A 21,525-nucleotide genomic window follows, 5' to 3' on the forward strand; every position below is an offset into this window, starting at 1 on the left:
GGAGAAAGATCATGAAAAAAACATTTAAAATATTCGGAGTTTTCCTTTTCCTGCTCGCAGTTTCTTGCAGTAAAAAAGAAGCTTTTCCAGTGACTGTATGGAACAGCAACAGCGATAAACCGGTTATCTTTTATATCAGCGGTGATGGCGGTTTCAATAATTTTTCCAAAAGTTTTGCAGAAAATCTGCACCGTTACGGTTACGATGTTTTCGCTTTAAATTCTAAAAAATACTTTTGGGACAAGAAAACACCGTTACAAACCTCACAGGACAGCGAAAATTATCTGAAAAACATCATTTCCAAACGGAAAAATAAGCAGATCATTATCATCGGCTATTCTTACGGCGCGGATGTTTCGCCTTTTGTTTACAACCGTTTCGATGCAGAATTTAAAAAAAACATCAAAAAACTGGTCATTATCGGGCCCTCAAAAGTAAATGATTTTGAAGTCCGTCTTTCCGAATATATCAGCGATAAAGAATACGGTTTCAGTGTCGTTCACGAAATCAACAGCCTTAAAAAAGCACCTCTGCTTTTGGTGGTGAGCGATTTCGAATACTATCATTTTCCGCTTGCTGAAATTTCGCTTAAAGGTTACCAGTTTCTTCATGTGAAAGGAAACCATCATTTCAGCGGAAATACTAAAATGCTTGCTGACCGTCTGATTCCTTACTTTTAGACTTTAATAATTTAGAGAATAAACCGAAAAAAACCTCACTTCTTAAAGTGAGGCCATTTTTACAGAAAATCTGTCAGTTTGTTTTGTATCGTTTATCCGGCGTTCCGTCTTTTTTCAGATGTTTGTTTTCTTTATATCTCTTGTCCGGTGTACCGTCTTTTTTCATTTTCATGCCAGTACTTGCCACCATCTTCGGCTCAGTTTTATGAACCGGAGTTACAGCTACCGCAGGTTTTGCAACAACGGCTTTTTCTTTTGAATGAACCTGTACTGTGGCAGGCATTTCTTTTTTGTGCTGATCCCCTTTTACGGCTTTCACAGGTGCAGTTTTAGAAACTGCGGCAGGATGGGTTTGTTGTGCGGAAGCAAGTCCTAATCCTAAGAGCAGTGACATTGCGGTAACTAATTTTTTCATTGTTTTTTAAAATTTAAATTTAGTTGATTTGATCTAGTAAATCTATCAATAAATAAAAACCAATACATTAAAAATCAAAACTTTAACTAAAATTTATTACTTATTCATCAATTTAACCAAAAGATCTATCAAGTAGAAAGAACAGAGAAGCAAAAAATACACTGCAGAAAATTAAAAGGGGAAATACTTTGAGAAATTAAAGCATTTCCTTATTTTTGGGAAAAACCAAGATTTACGCAAGATGGGACACTTACCAAAGTTAATTGAAGATTTAGCATTAATATTAATCGTAGCGGCAATTGTCGTTCTTATTTTCCGGAAAATAAAGCAGCCGCTCGTTTTAGGATATATTATTGCAGGATTTTTAGTGAGCCCAAATTTCAAAATTTTTCCTTCTGTCGCTGATGGGGAAAATATTAAAACACTTGCAGAGATCGGCGTTATATTCCTCCTTTTCAGTCTCGGACTCGAATTCAGTTTTAAAAAACTGATGAATGTCGGCGGATCCGCATCTGTGACCGCTTTTGTAGAAATTATCTTCATTACGATCGCCGGTTATTTCACCGGTAAAATGCTCGGCTGGTCTACGATGGACAGTATGTTTCTCGGCGGTATGCTCGCCAGTTCCTCCACTACCATTATTATCAGGGCGTTTGACGAACTTGGTGTCAAGACGAAAAATTTTGCCAAAACGGTTTTCGGCGTTCTCGTTGTGGAAGATATCGTGGTGATTTTACTCATGGTATTACTCTCCACCATTGCAGTTACCAAAGAATTTGAAGGTACCCAAATCCTGTTTACTGTAGCAAAACTGCTGTTCTTTTTGAGTCTCTGGTTTTTGCTGGGAATATTTTTACTTCCAACTTTCTTGAAGAAAATCAAACACCTTGTCGATGATGAAATCTTAATGATCATATCAATCGGACTTTGTCTGGGAATGGTTTTGATAGCCACTTCAGTAGGGTTTTCTGCCGAATTGGGCGCTTTCGTGATGGGATCCATTATTGCTGAAACCACCATTGCCGAAAAAGTGGAACACACTTTGAAATCGGTTAAAGATTTATTCGGTGCTGTTTTCTTCGTTTCGGTAGGAATGATGATTAATTATGAAGCGATGATTACCTATGCGTGGCCTATTTTAATCGTGACTTTATTAACTTTATTCGGGAAAATGTTCAGTTCAGCGCTGGGTGCTTTAATTGCGGGGCAGCCCTTGAAACAGTCGGTCCAGGTGGGAATGAGTATGGCTCAGATTGGGGAATTTGCCTTTATCGTAGCGACATTGGGTCTGTCTTTGGGCGTAATTTCAGATTTCCTCTTCCCTGTAGCAGTAGGAGTTTCAGCGATTACCACCTTTACAACTCCTTACTTAATTAAATTTTCCGAGCCGTTTTACAATTGGCTCGTTAAAGTAATACCGCCAAAATATATTGCAAGAATCAATAAATATTCTTCCAACACCCAAAATATTCAGGCCGAAACCAGCTGGCAGACCATTCTGAAAAACTATGGCCGTATTATCGTCATCAACGGAATTATCATTATTGCGATATATCTGCTGTTCTCCAGATTTGTAATTCCGGCAATTAATGCAAATGTCGAAAGCAACGATATTAAAAATATTATCGGCAATGCGCTTCCTATCCTATTTATTTTGCCGTTTTTATGGGCTTTAATGGTAAAAAGACCGAGTTCAGTTGCCTACAAAGAACTCTGGACCAAAACAAAATACAACCGCGGCCCGCTTTTAATCATTGAAATTGCCCGTATCGCTTTTGGAATTGCGATTCTCGGATTTTTCCTTGATCGGTTTGCGTCCACTACTGTTTCGTTTTTCATCACCATTCCGGTGGCGATGATTCTGATTATTATTTTCTCGAAGAGAATCAACAGATTTTACAACAGAATTGAAAGAAGATTCATTACCAATCTGAACGACCGTTCCAATAAGACCGACAAAGACGCACTTACAAGACTAACAGGCAACACCGAGGTAATCAGCAATCTTGCCGCATGGGATGTACATATCATCGAACTGGAAGTGAAGCCGCTTGCTGATTATATTGGAAAAAGCCTGCTCGAACTGCAGTGGCGCGAAAAATACGGAGTAAACATCGGCTACATCCGTAGAGGTGAAAAACTAATTCACACCCCGGACCGTTTTCAGATTCTGATGCCTTACGATAAAGTGGGAATTATTGCAACTGATGATCAGTTCCAGATCTTCAGGCCCGTATTTGACAGCCAGGAAGTGGTACATGAGGAAAGCATCGACTATATTAAACTGGGTAAAATACTTATCAATCATCATTCCCCAAAAAAAGGTTTATCTATCCGGGAGTCCGGCATCAGAGACAAAACCGATGGTTTGGTGATCGCCATCAGGCGTGGTGATGAAAGAATTCTGAATCCCGAATCCTCGGAAATCCTTCAGCTGGACGATATCGTCTGGGTAGTAGGAAACCGAAAAAAAATTGAAAAACTCAACACTGAAATTTAAGCAATGCGCAAAGAAGAGCTTTTAAATAAAGCCGTAAAAATTGCAGATAAAGCACACCGCGGACAAACCGACAAGTTCGGGGCGCCTTATATCGGGCATGTGATGAGAGTGATGAATTACGGAAAAACCTATAATGAAAAAATTGTAGGAGTGCTGCATGATATCATTGAAGACTGCCCGGAAATATCATATGAATATCTCCTAAAAGAAGGTTTCCCGAATGATATCGTTTTCGCCGTCGAGTGCCTGACGAAAAATCCACCAGAACAGGATTATACGGAATTCATTAAGCAAACCGAAAGATCTCCGCTTGCTGTGGCGGTAAAACTGAATGATCTCCGCGATAATATGGATTTAACACGGTTCACCAAACCGATGACAGAAAAAGATGCGAAAAGGCTGAATAAATATCTTACCGCCTATTTATATCTGAAAGATAAATATTAATCCACGGTTTTTTCAGAATCTCCAAGCAACTGTTCCAGCTCCGTCATTTCTGCGTCCGTTAAATCGCGCCATTTTCCGATGGGCAAATCAAGCTTGATGTTCATGATTCTGATGCGTTTCAGTTTCTTTACTTCATAGCCGAGATATTCGCACATTCTGCGGATCTGTCGGTTCAGGCCTTGTGTAAGGATAATTCTGAAAGATAAAGTATCAATCTGTTCCACTTCACTTTTATTGGTAACCGTTCCCAGGATGGGAATACCATTCCGCATTTTATGAAGAAACTGCGGGGTTATCGGTTTATCAACTCTTACGATATATTCCTTTTCGTGATTGTTTCTCGCACGGAGAATTTTATTCACAATATCACCGTCAGAAGTCAGTAAAATAAGACCTTCACTGGGTTTATCAAGTCTTCCGATCGGAAATATTCTTTTCGGATGGTTAACGAAATCTACAATATTGTTTTTCTCCCGTTTTGTATCGGTGGTACATACGATCCCCACAGGTTTGTTCAGCGCGATATAGACGTGTTTTTCATCTGTTTTGCGGATGGAAACTCCATCAACGAAGATTTCGTCTTCATCAGAAACTTTCGTGCCCATCTCGGGTGCTTTGCCGTTGATGGTGACCCTTCCCTGCTCCAGCATTCTGTCGGCTTCTCTCCGTGAGCAAAATCCGACTTCGGAAAGGTATTTGTTGATGCGTGTTTTATCCACAGTAATTATAAATTTTTGTTGCTGAAAATAACGATTCCATAAGAAAGTCCAATAAAAATATTCCCTTCACCATCCAAAATCTGATCCTCGAGATAAAGCTGAAATTTATGACCAAAATGTTTATTTAACGGTTCAATCTTTCCGACTCCTATCCCTGCAAAACCGGCATTTTTAGAGGCGGTATGATTAATCTTCGTTCCGAAACTTCCATAAATATAAAGAAAATCTTCATCTTTCGGATCACCGAGAAAGAAACTCGGCTGCACCATCGCATAAAGCATATGATAATTGGGATCAATGTAGCTGTAGCGCAAACCGCCGCTTAATGCAAACCAGTGCAGAGGCTGGAAACCGATCTGCGAAGTAAATCCGTAATTAAATTTCCCTGGCGGAAGCTGACTTTTTTCGTAATCAGTTTTAGCCTGACTGGTCCTGATTATATCTGCCAAATCAAAACCTGCACCGACCTCAAGCGTGCCGAAAACTGCCAGTTTATTGGGCTTTTCCTGAGCAAATCCAAACACAGAAATAAAGATGAATAAAAAATAAAACTTCTTCATTTTATTAATTATCTTCCGAAAACCGGAAATCATTTTCAAGATAGGCTGACGAAGAATCCTTGATGGAATAATCACCAATTTTTGTTCTTCTTAAATTCGTTAAATATGCTCCCACACCCAATTCCTGACCGATATCGTGAGCAAGACTGCGGATATAAGTTCCTTTTGAACAGCCAACGGTAAAACGGACGAAAGGCAGATCAATTTCTACATCCTGAAGATAAAGAATGGTGGTTTTCCGTGATTTCATTTCCACTTCTTCGCCTTTTCTGGCTAAATCGTACGCTCTTTTTCCGTCGATTTTAATGGCTGAAAAAACAGGAGGTTTCTGGTCAATTTCTCCAACGAATTTTTCCAACGTTTCCTTTATAAAATCCTCTGAAATATGGGAATAATCCTGCTGAAGAATTTCCGGTTTTTCGGTGTCGTAAGATTCGGTCTGCACGCCGATTTTAATTTCCGTTAAATATTCTTTTGGCGCATCCTGAATTTCTGGAATTTTCTTGGTGAATTTTCCGGTGCAGACGATAAGCAAACCTGTAGCGCGGGGATCCAACGTTCCTGCATGCCCGATTTTGAATTTCTTTGGAAGGCTAAACTCGCTTTTGAGTTTGTATTTCAGTTTATTTACGGCCTGAAAACTCGTCCAGTCCAAAGGTTTGTCGAGTAAAATAATTTGTCCGGAAAGGAGGTCCTCTGGGGTCATATTATGGAAGATCTTTATATTTTAAATAAACATTGTAATAATCAAAAACGAATGTAGAATCATCTCTGTAAACAGTAAACTTTGAATTACCTATCCTTTTAGATATTGAATCACCAATTCTCAATTTTTCCCAAAACAAAATATCAAAATCCTTCTTATTTAAATTACTGAATTTAATCCAAGATCCTTTCCTTCCACCTCAATTATCTACAATATTTTTTTCAATAATTTCGGAATTTTGTACATAATTTATATTATTAACCAAAATTCCATTGATCCTATTTACCTTAGTCTCATTCTGCGTATTGTTAAAAAACACGAAAAAAACTGGAATTGCTATTATGACAAAAAAAATAAATCCTTTAGTATTTGTGAATATAGAATCTGAGGAATTACTTTCACGAAAACTCCACATCTATTGAAACTGCGTAAAATAAATCAACAAAGCAATTCCTACGATAATACGGTACCACCCCCAAGGTTTAAAACCATATTTCGTTAAAACACCAATGAAAAATTTAATGGCAATTACCGCTACGACAAACGCTACGACATTTCCCACCAAAAACAGCATCAGGTTATTGCCCTGCATCAGCATTTCGTAGCCTTTCTGTTCTAAACCGTTATGGTTCCAGTTTTTCAGTAAAATAGAATAAACGGTTACCGCCAACATGGTAGGCACGGCGAGGAAAAATGAAAATTCTGCTGCTGCTTTTCTGGTCAGTTTCTGCTGCATTCCGCCGATAATGGAAGCGGCACTTCTGCTGGTTCCGGGCATCATTGCAAGACACTGCCAAAAACCAATGATAATGGCACTTTTATAAGAAATATCTTTCTCATCGTCCACAATATGAACTTTAAAAAGTTTGTCGATGAAAAGCAGTACAACACCGCCTAAAATCAGTACGATTGCGATGGGAACAGGATCGCCGAGAACGGCTTCGATCTTATCATCAAACAATTTGCCGAGAACCAAAGCCGGAACTACTGCCACTGCCAGTTTCAGATAAAAGTTAATATTTTTGAAATCGAAAAACTTTTTCCAGTAGAGAAAAACTACCGCGAGAATGGCCCCGAACTGTATAGAAACCTGGAACATTTTTACAAATTCATCTTCCTGAATCCCAAAAATTGAACTGGTGAAAATCATGTGTGCGGTGGATGAAACCGGAAGATACTCCGTTAAACCTTCAATAATTGCAATGATAATTGCTTTGATTAGATCCATTATTCTGCTAAACTTTTAATTAAAAAACTTTGCCAAAATTTATTCTCCCTGAAAATAAATACTGACAAAGTTTGAACTTTATTTTTAATAAATACTACTTGTTTCTTTTTAAAACGGCGTATACTTCTACCACAAAACCGGCGATGACCAACAAAGGTGCGATCCGGATTCTGCGGATGGAAAAGATCCCTTCGTTCCATGAGTTTGGATCATATTTCCCGTCTACCGTATTGGCGTCTGCCCCCATCATCAGCAGAAATCCTACAACAATGAGTGCCAAACCAATCAGCATCAGTTTATAGTTTTCTTTACCAAAATAGAAAGTGTTTTCCTGGGGAACTTCCACTTCTTTTTTTCCGATATTCTCAGCAGAGAAGTTTTTATATTTTTTAGCCATTTTTAAGAATAGTATAAGTCGTCAACACTTGATCTGAGGAATCTCCAGGTCGCGAAAATCGTACTGAAAACCGTTATGAAAACTCCCAACAGGAAAATTCCGACAACCAGCATAATAAGCTGATTATTGTCCTGCGCAAACGGAGTTCCGATTTGGGTAATAAAATAATACCACGCCCCGAAAAGCACCGCCAAACCAAGCACCGCACCGATTACTCCCAAGATAACAGCCTCTTTTATAAATGGTTTCAGGATGAATCTGCGTTTTGCTCCAACCAGCTGCATCGTTTTAATGATAAATCTTTTAGAGAATATTTTAAGACGGATGGAGTTATTAATCAAAACCACCGCTAAAATGAGAAAAAGAATCGAAAATCCCAAGATCCATTTCAGGATGTTGTTCAGGTTATTGTACACTTCCACCATTAAAGTACTGTTGTTTTTTACGTCAACAATTCCCGGTACTGTTTTTATCTGTTTAATGGCTTCGTCAATTTTGGCAGGATCTACGTATTCAGGTTTTAAGGCAACTTCCACAGAAGAAGGAAAAATGTTTTCCTCGAAAAGTGCGCTGCTTTCAATGCCCATACTTTTCTTCGCTTCCTCGGCAGCCATTTCGCGGCTGATGTAAGTCGTACGCTTCACAGGCGCCAATTTCTGAATTTTCTGGAAAGCTTCGGTTTCTCTTTTAACAATTTTTGCAGAATCTTTCGCATCGTAATTTTCATCAAAATAGGCATTCACCACAAGCTGCTCTTTGATATAATCGGAGTATTTCTGAGCATTGATCAATATAAGACCCATTAATCCCAATAAAAATAACACCAGTGCAATACTCACGACAACCGTAATATTGCTTGAGCGAAGCCGTCTCTTGTTAAAATCTTCAACTGTCTTTGCCATTAAATAAAAAATTTCTGCTAAAATAGAAAAAATCTTCCGTAATTTGCGGAGAATCCAAGAAAATCGGTGTTAAAAAAAACATAAAGCATATCTCTTCAACACCGTTTTTTAATTATTGAATACAGCATTTATGAGCGTAAAAGCCAAAAAACATCTCGGTCAACATTTCCTTACAGACGAAAACATCGCTAAAAAAATCGTGGACGCGCTAAGTCTCGAAAATTATAAAAAAGTGCTGGAAGTAGGTCCGGGAATGGGCGTGCTCACCAAATATCTTTTAGACAAAGATGTGGAAATTTTCGTGGCGGAAATTGACACAGAATCTGTTGCCTATCTAAAGCAACATTACGAAAAACTTCAGGATGATCACTTTACAGGAGATTTTCTGAAAATCAATATTGAAGAAACATTCGGCGGTCAGGTCGCAGTCATCGGAAATTTCCCGTATAATATTTCTTCGCAGATTCTGTTTAAAATTATCGATTTCTACAGTAACGTACCGGAAATGGTTGGAATGTTTCAGAAAGAAGTTGCAGAAAGAACTGCGGCCGTGCCAAGGACGAAAGCGTACGGAATTCTGTCGGTTCTGGTTCAGGCTTTATATGATGTGGAATATCTTTTCACTGTCCATGAAAATGTTTTCAATCCGCCGCCAAAAGTAAAATCCGGCGTTATAAAACTGACGAGAAACCCAAAGGAAGGATTGGTTGGCAATGAGATTCTTTTTAAGCAGATCGTGAAAGCAGGTTTCAACCAAAGAAGAAAAAAGCTGTCGAACTCATTGAAAATTCTTGAAATTCCTGAAGCACTGAACAATCATCCTTTTTTAGATAAACGCGCAGAAGAACTGAGCATTCAGGATTTTATATCGTTCACCAATGAATGGAAAAATGCTTAATTTTCAGGCGTTTTTTCTTCCAGTTTTTCATCGTCCTTTTTTAAATTTTCAAGCTGCTGCTGAAGTTGTGAAATAACTTCCCTCAGGGCTTTGATGTCGTTTTTATTGGAAGAAACATTGCTTTTCAGCATTACATTTTTCGCTCTTTCATTGTGGTCATCTTCGTCTTCATCTTCGGCGATGTCTTCGATATCTTCCTGAATATCATCAATATCAACGCTGATTTCTTCGATATCTTCACTAATTTCCTCAATATCGTCCTGAATTTCTTCGATGTCTTCACGGATGTCTTCAATATGTTCGTGACTGCGGTTGACTGACATCTGAATAAATATCGCCAGGTAAATGGCTTCCAAAGACAGCACCGTGGTTAAAACCAACAGCATTTTATCGACAGAAACAATATTAAATAAAGGCAACAGAAATGCCGTGATAAAAACAATGGAATGCACGATGAGTGAAGGAATAGAGCCAATCCACCACATTACTCCGTCGGTTACTTTTTCAAGAAACTTAATATTTCTTTCGCGTAATTCTTTTCGGCTCATTTTCTGAAATTTATGCAAATTTACTTAAAAATCCTTCGAAACACCCAAGCCAAAAAGCGCAAAGTCGTATTTCGCCGGATCTTCAGCATTAAACTTTCTTAATACAAGATCCATTTCCTCAACGGTTTTCCAGTCGTTCTGTTTTCTCTGAACGAGATTAAGTTTTCTGGAAATATTTCCGGTGTGAACATCCAGCGGAACGGAAAGATATTGCTGACCGATATTTTCCCAGATTCCGAAATCAACGCCTTTTCTGTCTTTCCGCACCATCCAGCGCAGAAACATCATCAGTCTTTTTGCAGAGGAATTCTTGTACGTAGAACTTACGTGTTTCCGGCTTCTGTGAACATTTTCTCCAATAAAATCCTGTCTGAATCTTTCAAGTGCATGATAAAAGTTTTCCTCATTTTCACGCATTAAAAACAGGCTTTCCATACTGTCATGAGCGATATAGATTCTTTTTAAATTCAGTATAAATTCCCTGAAATCTTCACCGTTAAATGTTCTGTGAATACTTTTTCCCTCTAAAATTTCAAGATCCTTTTCCGACACATTCTTCACAAAATCGTAAGGTGAATTCCCCATGAAATCCATCATTTTTTCGGCATCATTGATGATTGATTTGCGGTTTCCCCACGAAATGGTTGCGGCTAAAAATCCGGCGATTTCAACATCCTGTTTCAGTGAAAAGCGGTGCGGAATCTGAATGGGATCATTTTCAATAAAATCGAGATTATTGTAAAAATCTGCCTTTTCATCGAGAAAAGTTTTCAGTTCTGAAAATGTCATTAATAAATTCCAGTGTTAATAATTATCCGATTTTTACAGCTTCCAAAGCTTTTGGCAGAAAAGAATTCGGGAATACTTCTCTTGCTTCATCGGTGAAGACATTCAAATCGTGATATCGATTAGAAAAATGACCTAAAATCAATTTACCGACGTTCGCTTTTCTTGCAATGCGTGCGGCTTCCAAAGCGGTGGTATGACCGGTATAATCGGCCATTTCTTTAAGATCATGAAGGAAAGTAGATTCGTGGTAAAGGACGTCGACGTTTTCAATAACCGGCAATATAGCTTCCAGATAACGGGTGTCACTGCAAAATGCATAGGAAACCGATTTTGTTGGTTCTGTTGTTAAGATTTCGTTCTTTAAAACGTAGCCGTCACTGAGTTTAAAATCTTTACCGAGTTTAAGGTTGTGATAGTCGCAGGTTTCGATTTCCGGATATTTCGAAATTTCTGCCATGTTCAAATGTCTTTCCTTCGGTTTTTCCCTAAAGAGATATCCGTTACAGTAAATCCTGTGATTAAGGGGAATGGTGAACACTTCTACCCTGTTGTCTTCGAATATCTTTTCTGATTTTTTGCTTTCAAGTTCGTGATAAACGATCTCAAAACCTTTATGCGTTTCAGTAATCCTGAAAATGGTTTCGAGCATTTCTTTAATACCTTTCGGTCCGTAAACATGCAACGGCATTTCTCTTCCCAAAAGTCTGAAAGACGCTATAAGTCCCGGTAAACCAAAACAGTGATCCCCATGCAGATGAGAAATAAATATATGGTTGATTTTTGAAAATCGGGCTTTAGCTTTTCGGAGCTGAACCTGGGTTCCTTCACCACAATCGATCAGGAAAGCACGTTCTTCCATTTCGAGAAACTGTGCGGTTGGTGATGAATTCACCGTTGGTATTGCTGAATTGAAGCCGAGAATGGTAAGATAAGTACTCAAAGTATTTTGATGATGTTAAATGCCAGTTGTTTAAGCTACAAATCTAATGAATATTTAATGATAATAAATAGAAAGCTGAATTAGAAATTATCTATAATAAGATTTTTACAGAAGAACAGAAATAAAAAAATCCCGAAACAATGTTCGGGATTTTTAGTTTTATACTGTCTTGGAAGATTTCTTCAATTTCCTGAAACATACGTAAGAAACGGCTGATAAGGTAAACATTGAAGCCAGACCAATATACACCCAAGCCGGAACAGGAACCGGATCGCCCGCTGCGTAAGAGTGAAGGCCCGTAAGATAATAGTTTACCCCAAAGTACGTCATCACAATGGTACTGATCGCAAAAAGGGACGCTACGTGGAAAGACCATCTGCTGCGCAGACCCGGAACCAGACGCATGTGCAATACAAATGCATAAACCATTACCGAGATAAAAGCCCAGGTCTCTTTCGGATCCCAGCTCCAGTATCTTCCCCAGGATTCGTTTGCCCAAATACCGCCGAGAAAAGTTCCTACCGTTAATGCGTAAAGACCGATTGTAAGTGCCATTTCAGAGACAATCGTCAATTCCTTTATCGTGGTATCATTATGAATTTTAAATATCTTTCTGTTGGAGAAGATATAAAACATCAGTACAATGACCGCAATAACCATCGACAATCCGAAAAAGCCGTAACTCGCGGTAATAATCGCTACGTGAATGATCAGCCAGTAAGACTTAAGAACAGGAACCAACGGAGTAATCTGAGGATCAAGCGCGGATCCGCCATGAGCAAACCCCATCATAATTACCGCAACCATAAATCCTGCCGCCGGAATAAGTGCATTCGAATTTCGGTAAAGCAGTAATCCCGCGGTAATTCCTACCCAAGAGATGAAAATAATAGCTTCGTAACCATTACTCCACGGTGCATGACCGGATATATACCATCTCGCCACCAAACCTAAGAACTGGAAGAAATACCCCACTAATCCGACTAAAATAAGTCCACGGATTAAATGATTAAGGATTTTTTTCGGTTTGAATAACTCAATAAATCCAAGCAAGAGAAGTAATCCGCCGATGATGGAGTAAAAAATAAGAAGGTGAAAGTTGATATTCACTTTATTCATTAAAACTTCCAAATCAACTTTTGATTTTGCCGGCACCACGTTTTTCCCCCAGGTTTGCTGATATTGGGAAAGTTTTTGCAGTTCGCTGTCAGCCTTACTCCAGTTTCCGGATTTCTGAGCAGCCAAAACTTCTGAGAAATATGGTCCCATCACTTTCTGGGCTTCCATATCCGGTTCAAAATTCTGATCGAGCCATGAATGCCAGGTATTATTAGGGTCATTCTGTACCGGAACAATTCTCATAAACTGACCGCTGAAAAACTCATTAAATGCCTGAACACGGTCATTCACCGCAATTACTTCTTTATCATAATTGGTCTGCTCTGCCGGTTTTTTCCGGAAAGCTTCCTGATAATCCTCTTCCAAAACATAATGCAGCGCGCCGGTTGCATCTGCCGGGAAAAGATTCATTAAAGAAGTGTAATACTGATCACCCAAAGACTTTGGATCTTTATAATCAGCTTTGGTTTTTTTTCTCAACTCTTCTCCGCCTTTAGATCCAACTCTAATCAGCGGAACCATCGTCCAGCTTGCTGTATCAGTATTAATTGAGAGAAACCACTGTTCTGCAGTAAGAGATTTTCCGTCCGTGCCGTTAAATTTATCGTGCTTGTAAAGCTTTCTTAGAACATCCAGTGCCTGTGTACTTACAGGAACAATTCTTCCCTCATAATTCTGAACCAGAAGGTAACCGAATTTATCGGCATGTTCTTTACTGATGGTATTTTTAGCAATAATTTCATCGGCTGTAATCTGACGCGGTGTTCTTAGGGCTAATGAATTCTGTTGTTTTTTAGGTGCAGGTTCTTCTGAAAGTAAATCTACATCACCGTGATTGTGGCCATCATTTGCAGAATGAGTCGTTTTTGAAGATCCGTCGGTACCATGGGTATCAATTTTCTGAGCAGACAAATTCATACTCAGCAAAAGCAGCAGTGCCATTGTAATCCTTTTACGGTTTACATCCTTCAGCATTTTATTAAGTTTCCAGAAGTGCGTTCCCTTCCAGAAGAAAATCACAAACATGCCTCCAAACAGGAAGAAGTAACCGATATAGGTAATTAAAGTTCCCCAGAAATCGTGATTTACGGAAAGAACAGTTCCTTTTCTGTCCGGATCAAAACTCGCCTGGAAAAAGCGGTAACCGCCATGATTTAAAACGTGGTTCATATAAATTTTATAAGGCGTCTGTTTTCCGTTATCGATAATCTGCACGTGGCTTTCATAAGCACTTGGCGATGAACTTCCCGGATAAGTTTCCATCACGAATTTTTCTAATTTTAGAGAGAAAGGCGTGTTATATACTTTCGGTCCGAAACCGAGGATAATATTCATCCCGTCAAGAGAAATCTGCTTAAATGCGTTAGGATTTCCTTTTTCTACCGGTAAATCAACAAGAAGTTTTGTTTTTGGACCCTGCACTTCTACAGTAAGCTGATCTGATACGTCTTTGTCTTTTTTACGGTCGCCTTCGTAAGCAATCAGTTTTCCTTTCTTCAAACCTTCAGGAACAACCAGTTTCAGATCATTTACTGTATATAAGCTTCTAAGAACTAACGGCTGATATTCATCTTTTTTCGTAGTTCCCGTTGCCTGCGTTGCCATCGTCATAAATGAGGCATCCACAGGAGTTTTTATCATTAAATTCCCGCTGGTATTATTAAATTCTACAGCGCCCTCAATTGCCCGGTTAAATGTAACTAAAGTTCCGTTGATCGATTTGGATTCACCGGCTTTGATATAGATATTTTCACGCCCTGTATTTCCTGCTGAAACTACATGCAAAAATTCTGTTCCGTTATTATCAGTAACCAGACTATCCTTTTTTCTCTGAATAAAATCTGTTGCTTTTACTGAAATCTGCTTGCCATGATAATCGTAGCTCGCTTTTAAATCTTTATGAAGAGGTGACATCAGATAAGGAACATCCTGATAATTTAAAATATCCCCTTTTTCTTCGATCTGAATTTTAAAGAAATTTTTATCGGTAATCACTTCATTGGAAGTTTCACCTTCACGGATGTGCATAATCCCTTCATAACTGATATAACGGGTAATAGCGCCACCAATGAAAATTAAAATAAATGATAGGTGAAAGATTAGAACCGGCCATTTTTCACGTCTCCACAGACGGTATCTTGAAATATTTCCAATAAAATTTAGTATTAAAAGAAGCATTACGCCTTCAAACCATTTGGCTTCATAGATCAGTGCTTTTGCGGTAGGTGTTCCGTAATCGTTTTCAAGAAAAGTAGCGTACGCCATTGCAAATGCATAAACCAGCAACAAAATCGCCATCGTACGGGTAGAAATAAGAATACTCTGTATTTTTTTCATTGTAAGAAACTATCAGATTTATAAAATTCAAATAGTTGCAAAAATACATTCTATATTTTGAAATAGCGAATTTGGGGTATGTTATTTATCAGGTTTGAAAAAAATTGCGAAGCAAAATAAAGCGTTTTCCGAAAAAAATATTTATAATGATTATTGGTTGGTATTATTCAGCATCGGTACAAATTTGTAAGCGCCGAATTCCTCCTTCTCGAATTCTTTTTCCGATTTTTTGGTAAATCTCGTCAGTATCTGTTCATCGGTTTTTCCCAATGGAATTACCATCATTCCGCCCACTTTTAACTGATGAAGCAGCTCGGTCGGCAAAGTTTCAGCACCGCAGGTCACCAGAATTTTATCGAAAGGCGCAAAAGTGGGAAGTCCCGCAAAACCGTCGCCAAAACTTTGGAATTTCGGCCGCAGATGAAGCGCTCCAAGTTTTTTAACCGCAAAATCGTGAAGCTCTTTCTGCCTTTCAATTGTATAAACCACCGCATCCATGGCCACCAGAACTGCAGTCTGGTAACCGCATCCTGTACCGATTTCAAGAACTTTTTCCTTTCCGCGAAGCTGTAAAAGTTCACTCTGTTCAGCAACTGTGGAAGGGTGCGAAATGGTTTGCTTTGCCAAAATAGGGAAAGCACGGTCCTCATAGGCGTAATCCTCGAAAATACTTTCCAGAAAAAGATGGCGCGGCACTTCATTCATCGCCTTCAAAACCTTTTCGTCGGAAATTCCTATTTTTTCCCGAAGATATTGTACCAAAAACTTTCTTTTTCCTTTGTGTAAAAATGTATCCTGCATAATTGTTACGGGTTTCCAGATGCGGGATTGAGGTTAAATCCCGACAAAAAACAAAACTAACATATTTTATCCGACTTTACAAAAACCCTTTGGATTCTCTTCAAACCTTAATCATGTATTTCAGCCCAATTTCTTATCTTTGAAAAAATAAATTTTCTATGCTAAAATCAGGTTTAGTTGGAGCCGGACATCTTGGTAAAATCCATTTAAAATTATTGAATCAGTCGGAAAAATACGAATTAATCGGTTTTCACGACGCCGACAAAGAAAACGGAAAAAAACTCGAAGCCGAATTCGGGTACAGGTATTTTGAAAAATTCGAAGACCTTTTGCAGGAAATCGACATGCTGGATATTGTAACTCCCACCCTTTACCATTACGATTATGCGATAAAAGCGATTGAAAACCGCAAGCATTTCTTTATTGAAAAACCCGTAACCCAAACCCTGCAGCAAGCTGAAGAGATCCTTTACAAATGCCGAGAATTTGGTATTAAAGCTCAGGTAGGTCACGTTGAAAGATATAATCCGGCGTTCATCGGTTCAAAAGAATTCATCAACGATCCGATGTTTATTGAAATTCACCGGCTTGCAGAATTTAATCCGCGGGGAACTGATGTTTCAGTGGTTCTGGATTTGATGATCCACGATCTTGATATTCTGCTTTCGATAGTGAAATCTAAAGTAAAAAACATTCATGCTTCAGGCGTTTGCGTAGTTTCGAAATCTCCGGATATCGCGAATGCGAGAATCGAATTTGAAAACGGCTGCGTGGCAAATTTAACAACCTCCAGAATTTCGATGAAAGCCATGAGAAAATCACGGTTTTTCCAGAAAGACGCTTATATTTCGGTAGATTTTCTTGAGAAAAAAGCAGAAGTGATCCGCATGAAAGAGGCGCCGGAACATCCGACCGATTTCGATATGATCATTGAAAACGCAGAAGGCGAAAAAAACCAGATTATTTTTGAATATCCAAACATTCAGCCTAACAATGCCATATTAGACGAACTTGAAAGTTTTGCTGAAGCTATTACTGAAAATAAAAATGTAGAAGTTTCCCTGGAAGACGGAACCGAGGCTTTGAAAGTGGCGCTGGAAATCATGAAAATGATTTCGTAAATCTGTAAAAATATTCCTGATAAATTTTAGGAGTAAAACACGTGAAATTCTTTTTTTAATGACAAAAACATTTTCGATTACATTTCTTTTAATATCCCTCTTCTGTTTTTCCCAGAAAAGCTGGAATATCCGCTTTTATAACGAGGTCAACGGAAGTAATGCACAGATTTTCGCTGATAATAACGAAGAAATGCCGATGTCAGCAAAGTTCAGCTTCAAACTTCAGAACATGACTTCTACGCTGGAAAACGGACAGATTGTTGTCATTCCACCAAAAACCAAAAAATTTCCTGTCGCAAAACTGGCACCGGTCAAACCAAATGCAGCCAATATGTTTTCGTACACCAACACCTACAATTTCGGAAATGTGCTGCAGGAAAATTATGACACTGATTACAGTTATTCTTTACCTTTTGAAAAAGGAAAAACCCAGCTCATCTTTCAGGGTTATAACGGGAAATTTTCCCACCAGAACGCTGCAGCCCTTGATTTCAATTTAAAAACCGGCGATAAAGTTTTTGCCGCTCGTGAAGGAACTGTGGTGGAAGTTGTAAAAAACAATTCCCAGAGCTGCCCCGATATTTCCTGCGCGAAATTTGCTAATAAGGTTCTTATCATGCACAGCGACGGAACTTTCGCCGATTATGCACACTTAAAACAAAACGGAACAGATCTGAAACCCGGGGACAGAATCGAAAAGGGACAGTTCATTGGTTACAGCGGAAACACGGGCTTTTCCAACGGACCGCATCTGCATTTTTCGGTTTTTATCAACCGGATCAACGGCGACCGGACCTTTATTAAAACTAAATTTAATGTTGCAGAAAGTGAAATTCCTGTTTATCTTGCTGAGGGCAAAACTTATACCCGAAGTTTGTAATTTTAATTGATCATTGCATCATTATTTCCTTATGAAAAAACAGTTTATACTATTTGCGCTTTTTATTTCTGTATTAAATTTTTCTCAGAATTTAAAGAAAGAAATTCTTAAAATAACTAAGGACAAAAATGCCACCGTAGCTGTTTCTGTCAAGGGAATCGATTTTCCGTACGAATTTAATAATGAAAATGCAGACAAAAAACTGCCGATGCTCAGCGTTTTTAAATTCCATATTGCCGCAGCAGTGCTGAATGAAGTTGACCATGGAAAGCTGAAACTTGATCAGAAAATTCCGCTAAAGAAATCCGATTTACTGGAAAACACACACAGTCCGCTTCGCGATAAATATCCGAACGCAAATGTAGAACTGACGGTGGATGAAATTATCAAGTATACCGTCGCGCAAAGCGATAACAACGGCTGCGATATCTTGCTGAGATTAATTGGCGGAACACAAACCGTGCAGAAATTCATGGATTCGAAAGGCATAAAAAAATTCCAGATCAAGTATAATGAAGAATGGATGCACAAAGGAAAAGAATATCTGTACCCGAACTATACGACGGTAAAATCTCTAAGTTTGCTTTATAAAAGTTTCTTCGAAAAGAAAATTCTTTCTGAAAAATCGACAGCATACTTGATGAATATCATGCTGGGAACAACCACCGGCGCCAACAAATTAAAGGAACAGCTTCCAGCTGGAACAGCGATTGCCCACAAAACCGGCTCTTCCGGAAAAGACGGCAATTTGACCATTGCTGAAAATGACTCAGGAATCATTACCCTTCCCGATGGAAAACATTATGCGATTACAGTTTTTGTGATCGATTCGACGGAATCGGAAGCGGTAAATACTAAAATGATTTCTGATATTTCTAAAAAAGTATGGGACTATTTTAATTCAACTCATAAAAATAAATAAATGAAAAACATTGTCGTAATCGGAGCCGGAACAATGGGAAACGGAATTGCTCACACGTTTGCTCAAACCGGCTTTAACGTCAACTTGGTAGATGTTTCTACTGAAGCTTTAGAAAAAGGACTGAAAACAATCACTGCAAATCTGGACAGAATCATTGCGAAAGGCAATCTTACCGAAGAACAGAAAGCAGCTACTTTAAGCAATATTTCTACTTTTACCCAATTGGAGGATGCTGCAAAAAATGCTGAATTAATCGTGGAAGCAGCGACAGAAAACCTCGATTTGAAACTGAAAATTTTCAAACAGATGGATGAGTTAGCTCCTGAAAACTGTATTCTCGCCACCAATACTTCTTCCATTTCCATTACTAAAATCGCTTCGGTAACAAAACGCCCCGAAAAAGTAATCGGAATGCACTTTATGAACCCGGTTCCTGTAATGAAACTTGTGGAAATCATTAAAGGCTACTCCACTTCCAAAGCCACTTTCGATGAGATTTCCGAAATGAGCAAAACTTTGGGAAAAGTGCCGGTTGAAGTAAACGATTATCCAGGTTTTGTGGCGAACAGAATATTAATGCCGATGATCAATGAAGCCATAGAAACGCTTTACAACGGCGTTGCCGGTGTTGAGGAAATTGATACGGTAATGAAACTTGGTATGGCACATCCAATGGGACCTTTGCAGCTCGCAGATTTTATCGGACTCGACGTTTGTCTGGCCATTCTGAATGTAATGCATGGCGGTTTCAAAAATCCGAAATACGCACCAAATCCTTTGTTGGTTAATATGGTAACTGCAGGGAAACTGGGTGTAAAATCTGGTGAAGGTTTTTATGATTATTCTGAAAGCAGAAAAGCTGAGAAAGTATCAAGAGTCTTCCTAAAGTAGATGATCAAAGGCGCTGTCAGAGCTTAAAATGCTGACAGCGCTTTCAAATTATTAATAAAAAATGAGAAGAAAAGTCCTCGAACAAAGAATTCAGATTCTTCTGATTTTTGCTACTGTTATCTTTACCGTTTTACGTTTCCTGCTGAACGAAAAAGGAAGAACCAATCCTGATTCTATCCGGTTTATGCGGACTGCAAATGTTTTTCCTGTAATTGATAATACCACGACGCCAATGGGTTATCCATTGAGTTTAAAATTCTTTACCTTATTGGGTATGGATGAATTTTGGGCGAGTAAAACAATAGGAATTCTTGCTTATCTTTTCATCATTTATTTCGCCTGGAAAAAGAAATTCTATCTGAAAGAAACCATTTTAATAGGCGGACTTTTCAGTTTCGTTTCCATATTTTCCTACACGATGAGCGAATCTCTGATTCTGCCATTTTTATTCATATTTCTCTTTGTGGCAAGACAGATCATTATTGGGGAACTTAAGGGCTTTAAAGCATTTCTCTATTTGAGTTTGTCACTGTTGGTTCTTTACAACATCCGTTATCCGGCACTTTTTATCATGGGCGGAGTTTTCCTTTTCGGAATTTGGAACTACAGGAAACACTACGGCAGAACTTTTATCTTTTCCGGACTTGTGGGTTTTGCTTTCGTGGTTTTGTATAAATTTCTTTTTATTGATTATTTTAATGAAAAATACGTTGACCAGTTTTTAGAAATAGGGCTTCATCCAACCTCCAAACTGTTGGTGGAACTTTTTCAGGGTTTGGCAACAACATTTAATCCGTTTATTCATATCGCAAATCCAGCCGGCGGAATCATTAATTACGGAATTTACAGCATCGGTTTTTTGAATATTCTGTTGATTGTATTTCTCTTCATTAAAAGCAGACTTTCAGAAACAGAGAAATTTTCTGTGTTCACTGGAGTTACCGGAATTATCTGTTCATTCTTTATTCAGTATTTCTATTCGGTAAATCCAATTGATTACCGTCTTATGGCACCATTTTCCTTTCCAATCTGGCTGGTTTATTTCAAAAAAATGTATCAGATTTTCGGAAAACCTACCTACGGAATTACAGTTTTAAGTTTGATAACCGGCTTTGTATTCACCTGGCTTTCAAAAGGAAACTATCTTGAAAACCGTCGGGAAATAACAAAATTCCTGAAATCTGAAAAGCTCGAAAAAGGCCGGATCAATTTCTATATGGAAAACGAAGAACAACTCGACAGGATGCAGATTGCCGAACTGATCAGCACCGTCAACCCAAATGTGAAAGTTACTTTTGTGCCTAAGGATACGCTTCAAACGAATACTTTGACCAAATACAAAGTTTTAAGAAAAATTAAAATCGACGAGAATAAATATCAATAAAATTTTTTATCTTTGGAGAAGTTTAAACATTAGAAAAATGAAAGTACCAAAATTTTTATTAGCCGACAATTCAGATTTTCCTGAAGATTTATTTGTTGTTCACACGGAATATCCGAGATTTATCCTTAATGTAGAAGAAGAGGAAGTTGAATGGTTGGATGATTTGGAAGGTGACGATGAGGAAACGATGGCAGATGAAGCTACCAAAGTTGTAGAAGCAGCCTTCAAATGGTGCGATGACGAACTCGCAAAATATGATGAGGAAGAAGACGAAGAATAAATAAAAAATAAAAAAGGAACTCAGTTTTGAGTTCCTTTTTTTTATGGTTATTACAGAAAAA

Annotated in this window: 22 protein-coding genes; 10 read left to right on the top strand and 12 right to left on the bottom strand. The window is 38.4% G+C overall.

The window, feature by feature from the left end:
- The first annotated feature begins 11 nt into the window (after positions 1-11).
- Positions 12-680 carry an alpha/beta fold hydrolase gene (locus KSK37_RS05195; protein WP_088360084.1) on the top strand — a complete coding sequence of 223 codons (669 nt, stop codon included), beginning with the start codon at positions 12-14 and terminating at the stop codon, positions 678-680.
- 73 nt (positions 681-753) lie between these two features.
- Here the strand turns inward: KSK37_RS05195 and KSK37_RS05200 are convergent, their stop codons facing one another.
- Complete coding sequence (locus tag KSK37_RS05200; protein ID WP_217199839.1) at positions 754-1,095, bottom strand: hypothetical protein; 342 nt, start codon at positions 1,093-1,095, stop codon at positions 754-756.
- A gap of 241 nt (positions 1,096-1,336) precedes the next feature.
- On the opposite strand from KSK37_RS05200, the gene KSK37_RS05205 reads away from it, so the two are divergent.
- On the top strand, positions 1,337-3,595 hold the full coding sequence (locus tag KSK37_RS05205) for a monovalent cation:proton antiporter family protein (RefSeq protein WP_217199840.1): 2,259 nt from the start codon (positions 1,337-1,339) through the stop codon (positions 3,593-3,595).
- 3 nt (positions 3,596-3,598) lie between these two features.
- The gene (locus KSK37_RS05210; protein ID WP_217199843.1) at positions 3,599-4,042 is read left to right on the top strand and encodes a phosphohydrolase; all 444 of its coding nucleotides are present in this window, start codon (positions 3,599-3,601) and stop codon (positions 4,040-4,042) included.
- Here KSK37_RS05210 and rluF read toward each other — a convergent pair.
- The 6 genes from rluF to KSK37_RS05240 all read right to left on the bottom strand — a co-directional run bounded on the left by rluF (position 4,039) and on the right by KSK37_RS05240 (position 8,554).
- Positions 4,039-4,761: a 23S rRNA pseudouridine(2604) synthase RluF gene (gene rluF, locus KSK37_RS05215; RefSeq protein WP_217199846.1), complete on the bottom strand. Its 723-nt coding sequence runs from the start codon at positions 4,759-4,761 to the stop codon at positions 4,039-4,041. The genes KSK37_RS05210 and rluF overlap by 4 nt on opposite strands.
- Before the next feature lie 5 nt (positions 4,762-4,766).
- Positions 4,767-5,321 carry a hypothetical protein gene (locus tag KSK37_RS05220; RefSeq protein ID WP_217199847.1) on the bottom strand — a complete coding sequence of 185 codons (555 nt, stop codon included), beginning with the start codon at positions 5,319-5,321 and terminating at the stop codon, positions 4,767-4,769.
- A gap of 4 nt (positions 5,322-5,325) precedes the next feature.
- Complete coding sequence (gene truB / locus KSK37_RS05225; protein ID WP_217199849.1) at positions 5,326-6,027, bottom strand: tRNA pseudouridine(55) synthase TruB; 702 nt, start codon at positions 6,025-6,027, stop codon at positions 5,326-5,328.
- A 415-nt stretch (positions 6,028-6,442) separates the two neighbouring features.
- On the bottom strand, positions 6,443-7,255 hold the full coding sequence (locus KSK37_RS05230) for an undecaprenyl-diphosphate phosphatase (RefSeq protein WP_217199852.1): 813 nt from the start codon (positions 7,253-7,255) through the stop codon (positions 6,443-6,445).
- Positions 7,256-7,349: 94 nt separating this feature from the next.
- Positions 7,350-7,652, bottom strand: a complete 303-nt coding sequence (locus tag KSK37_RS05235) for a DUF3098 domain-containing protein (protein ID WP_217199854.1) — start codon at positions 7,650-7,652, stop codon at positions 7,350-7,352.
- Positions 7,653-7,654: 2 nt separating this feature from the next.
- On the bottom strand, positions 7,655-8,554 hold the full coding sequence (locus KSK37_RS05240) for a cell division protein FtsX (RefSeq protein WP_088360094.1): 900 nt from the start codon (positions 8,552-8,554) through the stop codon (positions 7,655-7,657).
- Between the two features lie 130 nt (positions 8,555-8,684).
- Between KSK37_RS05240 and rsmA the strand changes: the two genes are divergently transcribed.
- Positions 8,685-9,452, top strand: coding sequence for a 16S rRNA (adenine(1518)-N(6)/adenine(1519)-N(6))-dimethyltransferase RsmA (gene rsmA, locus KSK37_RS05245; RefSeq protein WP_217199856.1), 768 nt, complete (start codon positions 8,685-8,687; stop codon positions 9,450-9,452).
- On the opposite strand, the gene KSK37_RS05250 is transcribed toward rsmA, so the two are convergent.
- The 5 genes from KSK37_RS05250 to KSK37_RS05270 all read right to left on the bottom strand — a co-directional run bounded on the left by KSK37_RS05250 (position 9,449) and on the right by KSK37_RS05270 (position 15,986).
- The gene (locus KSK37_RS05250) at positions 9,449-10,000 is read right to left on the bottom strand and encodes a DUF1003 domain-containing protein (RefSeq protein ID WP_217199858.1); all 552 of its coding nucleotides are present in this window, start codon (positions 9,998-10,000) and stop codon (positions 9,449-9,451) included. The genes rsmA and KSK37_RS05250 overlap by 4 nt on opposite strands.
- Before the next feature lie 24 nt (positions 10,001-10,024).
- The gene (locus KSK37_RS05255) at positions 10,025-10,789 is read right to left on the bottom strand and encodes a TIGR02757 family protein (RefSeq protein WP_217199860.1); all 765 of its coding nucleotides are present in this window, start codon (positions 10,787-10,789) and stop codon (positions 10,025-10,027) included.
- A gap of 22 nt (positions 10,790-10,811) precedes the next feature.
- The gene (locus tag KSK37_RS05260; RefSeq protein ID WP_088360098.1) at positions 10,812-11,729 is read right to left on the bottom strand and encodes a ribonuclease Z; all 918 of its coding nucleotides are present in this window, start codon (positions 11,727-11,729) and stop codon (positions 10,812-10,814) included.
- Positions 11,730-11,888: 159 nt separating this feature from the next.
- Positions 11,889-15,185 (bottom strand): cytochrome c biogenesis protein CcsA, encoded by a 3,297-nt coding sequence (locus tag KSK37_RS05265; RefSeq protein WP_217199862.1) that lies wholly within the window; start codon positions 15,183-15,185, stop codon positions 11,889-11,891.
- Between the two features lie 150 nt (positions 15,186-15,335).
- On the bottom strand, positions 15,336-15,986 hold the full coding sequence (locus KSK37_RS05270; RefSeq protein ID WP_088360100.1) for a protein-L-isoaspartate(D-aspartate) O-methyltransferase: 651 nt from the start codon (positions 15,984-15,986) through the stop codon (positions 15,336-15,338).
- A 158-nt stretch (positions 15,987-16,144) separates the two neighbouring features.
- Between KSK37_RS05270 and KSK37_RS05275 the strand changes: the two genes are divergently transcribed.
- The 6 genes from KSK37_RS05275 to KSK37_RS05300 all read left to right on the top strand — a co-directional run bounded on the left by KSK37_RS05275 (position 16,145) and on the right by KSK37_RS05300 (position 21,464).
- Positions 16,145-17,107 (top strand): Gfo/Idh/MocA family protein, encoded by a 963-nt coding sequence (locus KSK37_RS05275; protein WP_217199865.1) that lies wholly within the window; start codon positions 16,145-16,147, stop codon positions 17,105-17,107.
- Positions 17,108-17,165: 58 nt separating this feature from the next.
- Complete coding sequence (locus KSK37_RS05280; RefSeq protein WP_217199867.1) at positions 17,166-17,987, top strand: M23 family metallopeptidase; 822 nt, start codon at positions 17,166-17,168, stop codon at positions 17,985-17,987.
- Between the two features lie 31 nt (positions 17,988-18,018).
- Positions 18,019-18,909, top strand: a complete 891-nt coding sequence (gene bla / locus KSK37_RS05285; protein ID WP_217199869.1) for a class A beta-lactamase, subclass A2 — start codon at positions 18,019-18,021, stop codon at positions 18,907-18,909.
- The gene (locus KSK37_RS05290; RefSeq protein ID WP_217199871.1) at positions 18,910-19,800 is read left to right on the top strand and encodes a 3-hydroxybutyryl-CoA dehydrogenase; all 891 of its coding nucleotides are present in this window, start codon (positions 18,910-18,912) and stop codon (positions 19,798-19,800) included.
- Positions 19,801-19,861: 61 nt separating this feature from the next.
- Positions 19,862-21,184, top strand: a complete 1,323-nt coding sequence (locus KSK37_RS05295) for a hypothetical protein (protein WP_217199873.1) — start codon at positions 19,862-19,864, stop codon at positions 21,182-21,184.
- Between the two features lie 37 nt (positions 21,185-21,221).
- Entirely contained in the window at positions 21,222-21,464 is a 243-nt protein-coding gene (locus KSK37_RS05300) for a hypothetical protein (RefSeq protein ID WP_088360106.1), read from the top strand.
- Positions 21,465-21,525: the final 61 nt, after the last annotated feature.

The sequence above is a fragment of the Kaistella soli genome, assembly GCF_019038595.1.
In the GTDB taxonomy this organism is placed as follows: domain Bacteria; phylum Bacteroidota; class Bacteroidia; order Flavobacteriales; family Weeksellaceae; genus Kaistella; species Kaistella soli.

Excerpts from the sequence above, each read along its gene's own strand:
- KSK37_RS05195 (WP_088360084.1), top strand. The coding sequence starts at position 12 with ATGAAAAAAACATTTAAAATATTCGGAGTTTTCCTTTTCCTGCTCGCA.
- KSK37_RS05200 (WP_217199839.1), bottom strand. The coding sequence starts at position 1,095 with ATGAAAAAATTAGTTACCGCAATGTCACTGCTCTTAGGATTAGGACTT.
- KSK37_RS05205 (WP_217199840.1), top strand. The coding sequence starts at position 1,337 with ATGGGACACTTACCAAAGTTAATTGAAGATTTAGCATTAATATTAATC.
- KSK37_RS05210 (WP_217199843.1), top strand. The coding sequence starts at position 3,599 with ATGCGCAAAGAAGAGCTTTTAAATAAAGCCGTAAAAATTGCAGATAAA.
- KSK37_RS05220 (WP_217199847.1), bottom strand. The coding sequence starts at position 5,321 with ATGAAGAAGTTTTATTTTTTATTCATCTTTATTTCTGTGTTTGGATTT.
- truB (WP_217199849.1), bottom strand. The coding sequence starts at position 6,027 with ATGACCCCAGAGGACCTCCTTTCCGGACAAATTATTTTACTCGACAAA.
- KSK37_RS05230 (WP_217199852.1), bottom strand. The coding sequence starts at position 7,255 with ATGGATCTAATCAAAGCAATTATCATTGCAATTATTGAAGGTTTAACG.
- KSK37_RS05235 (WP_217199854.1), bottom strand. The coding sequence starts at position 7,652 with ATGGCTAAAAAATATAAAAACTTCTCTGCTGAGAATATCGGAAAAAAA.
- KSK37_RS05240 (WP_088360094.1), bottom strand. The coding sequence starts at position 8,554 with ATGGCAAAGACAGTTGAAGATTTTAACAAGAGACGGCTTCGCTCAAGC.
- rsmA (WP_217199856.1), top strand. The coding sequence starts at position 8,685 with ATGAGCGTAAAAGCCAAAAAACATCTCGGTCAACATTTCCTTACAGAC.
- KSK37_RS05250 (WP_217199858.1), bottom strand. The coding sequence starts at position 10,000 with ATGAGCCGAAAAGAATTACGCGAAAGAAATATTAAGTTTCTTGAAAAA.
- KSK37_RS05255 (WP_217199860.1), bottom strand. The coding sequence starts at position 10,789 with ATGACATTTTCAGAACTGAAAACTTTTCTCGATGAAAAGGCAGATTTT.
- KSK37_RS05265 (WP_217199862.1), bottom strand. The coding sequence starts at position 15,185 with ATGAAAAAAATACAGAGTATTCTTATTTCTACCCGTACGATGGCGATT.
- KSK37_RS05270 (WP_088360100.1), bottom strand. The coding sequence starts at position 15,986 with ATGCAGGATACATTTTTACACAAAGGAAAAAGAAAGTTTTTGGTACAA.
- KSK37_RS05275 (WP_217199865.1), top strand. The coding sequence starts at position 16,145 with ATGCTAAAATCAGGTTTAGTTGGAGCCGGACATCTTGGTAAAATCCAT.
- KSK37_RS05280 (WP_217199867.1), top strand. The coding sequence starts at position 17,166 with ATGACAAAAACATTTTCGATTACATTTCTTTTAATATCCCTCTTCTGT.
- bla (WP_217199869.1), top strand. The coding sequence starts at position 18,019 with ATGAAAAAACAGTTTATACTATTTGCGCTTTTTATTTCTGTATTAAAT.
- KSK37_RS05290 (WP_217199871.1), top strand. The coding sequence starts at position 18,910 with ATGAAAAACATTGTCGTAATCGGAGCCGGAACAATGGGAAACGGAATT.
- KSK37_RS05295 (WP_217199873.1), top strand. The coding sequence starts at position 19,862 with ATGAGAAGAAAAGTCCTCGAACAAAGAATTCAGATTCTTCTGATTTTT.
- KSK37_RS05300 (WP_088360106.1), top strand. The coding sequence starts at position 21,222 with ATGAAAGTACCAAAATTTTTATTAGCCGACAATTCAGATTTTCCTGAA.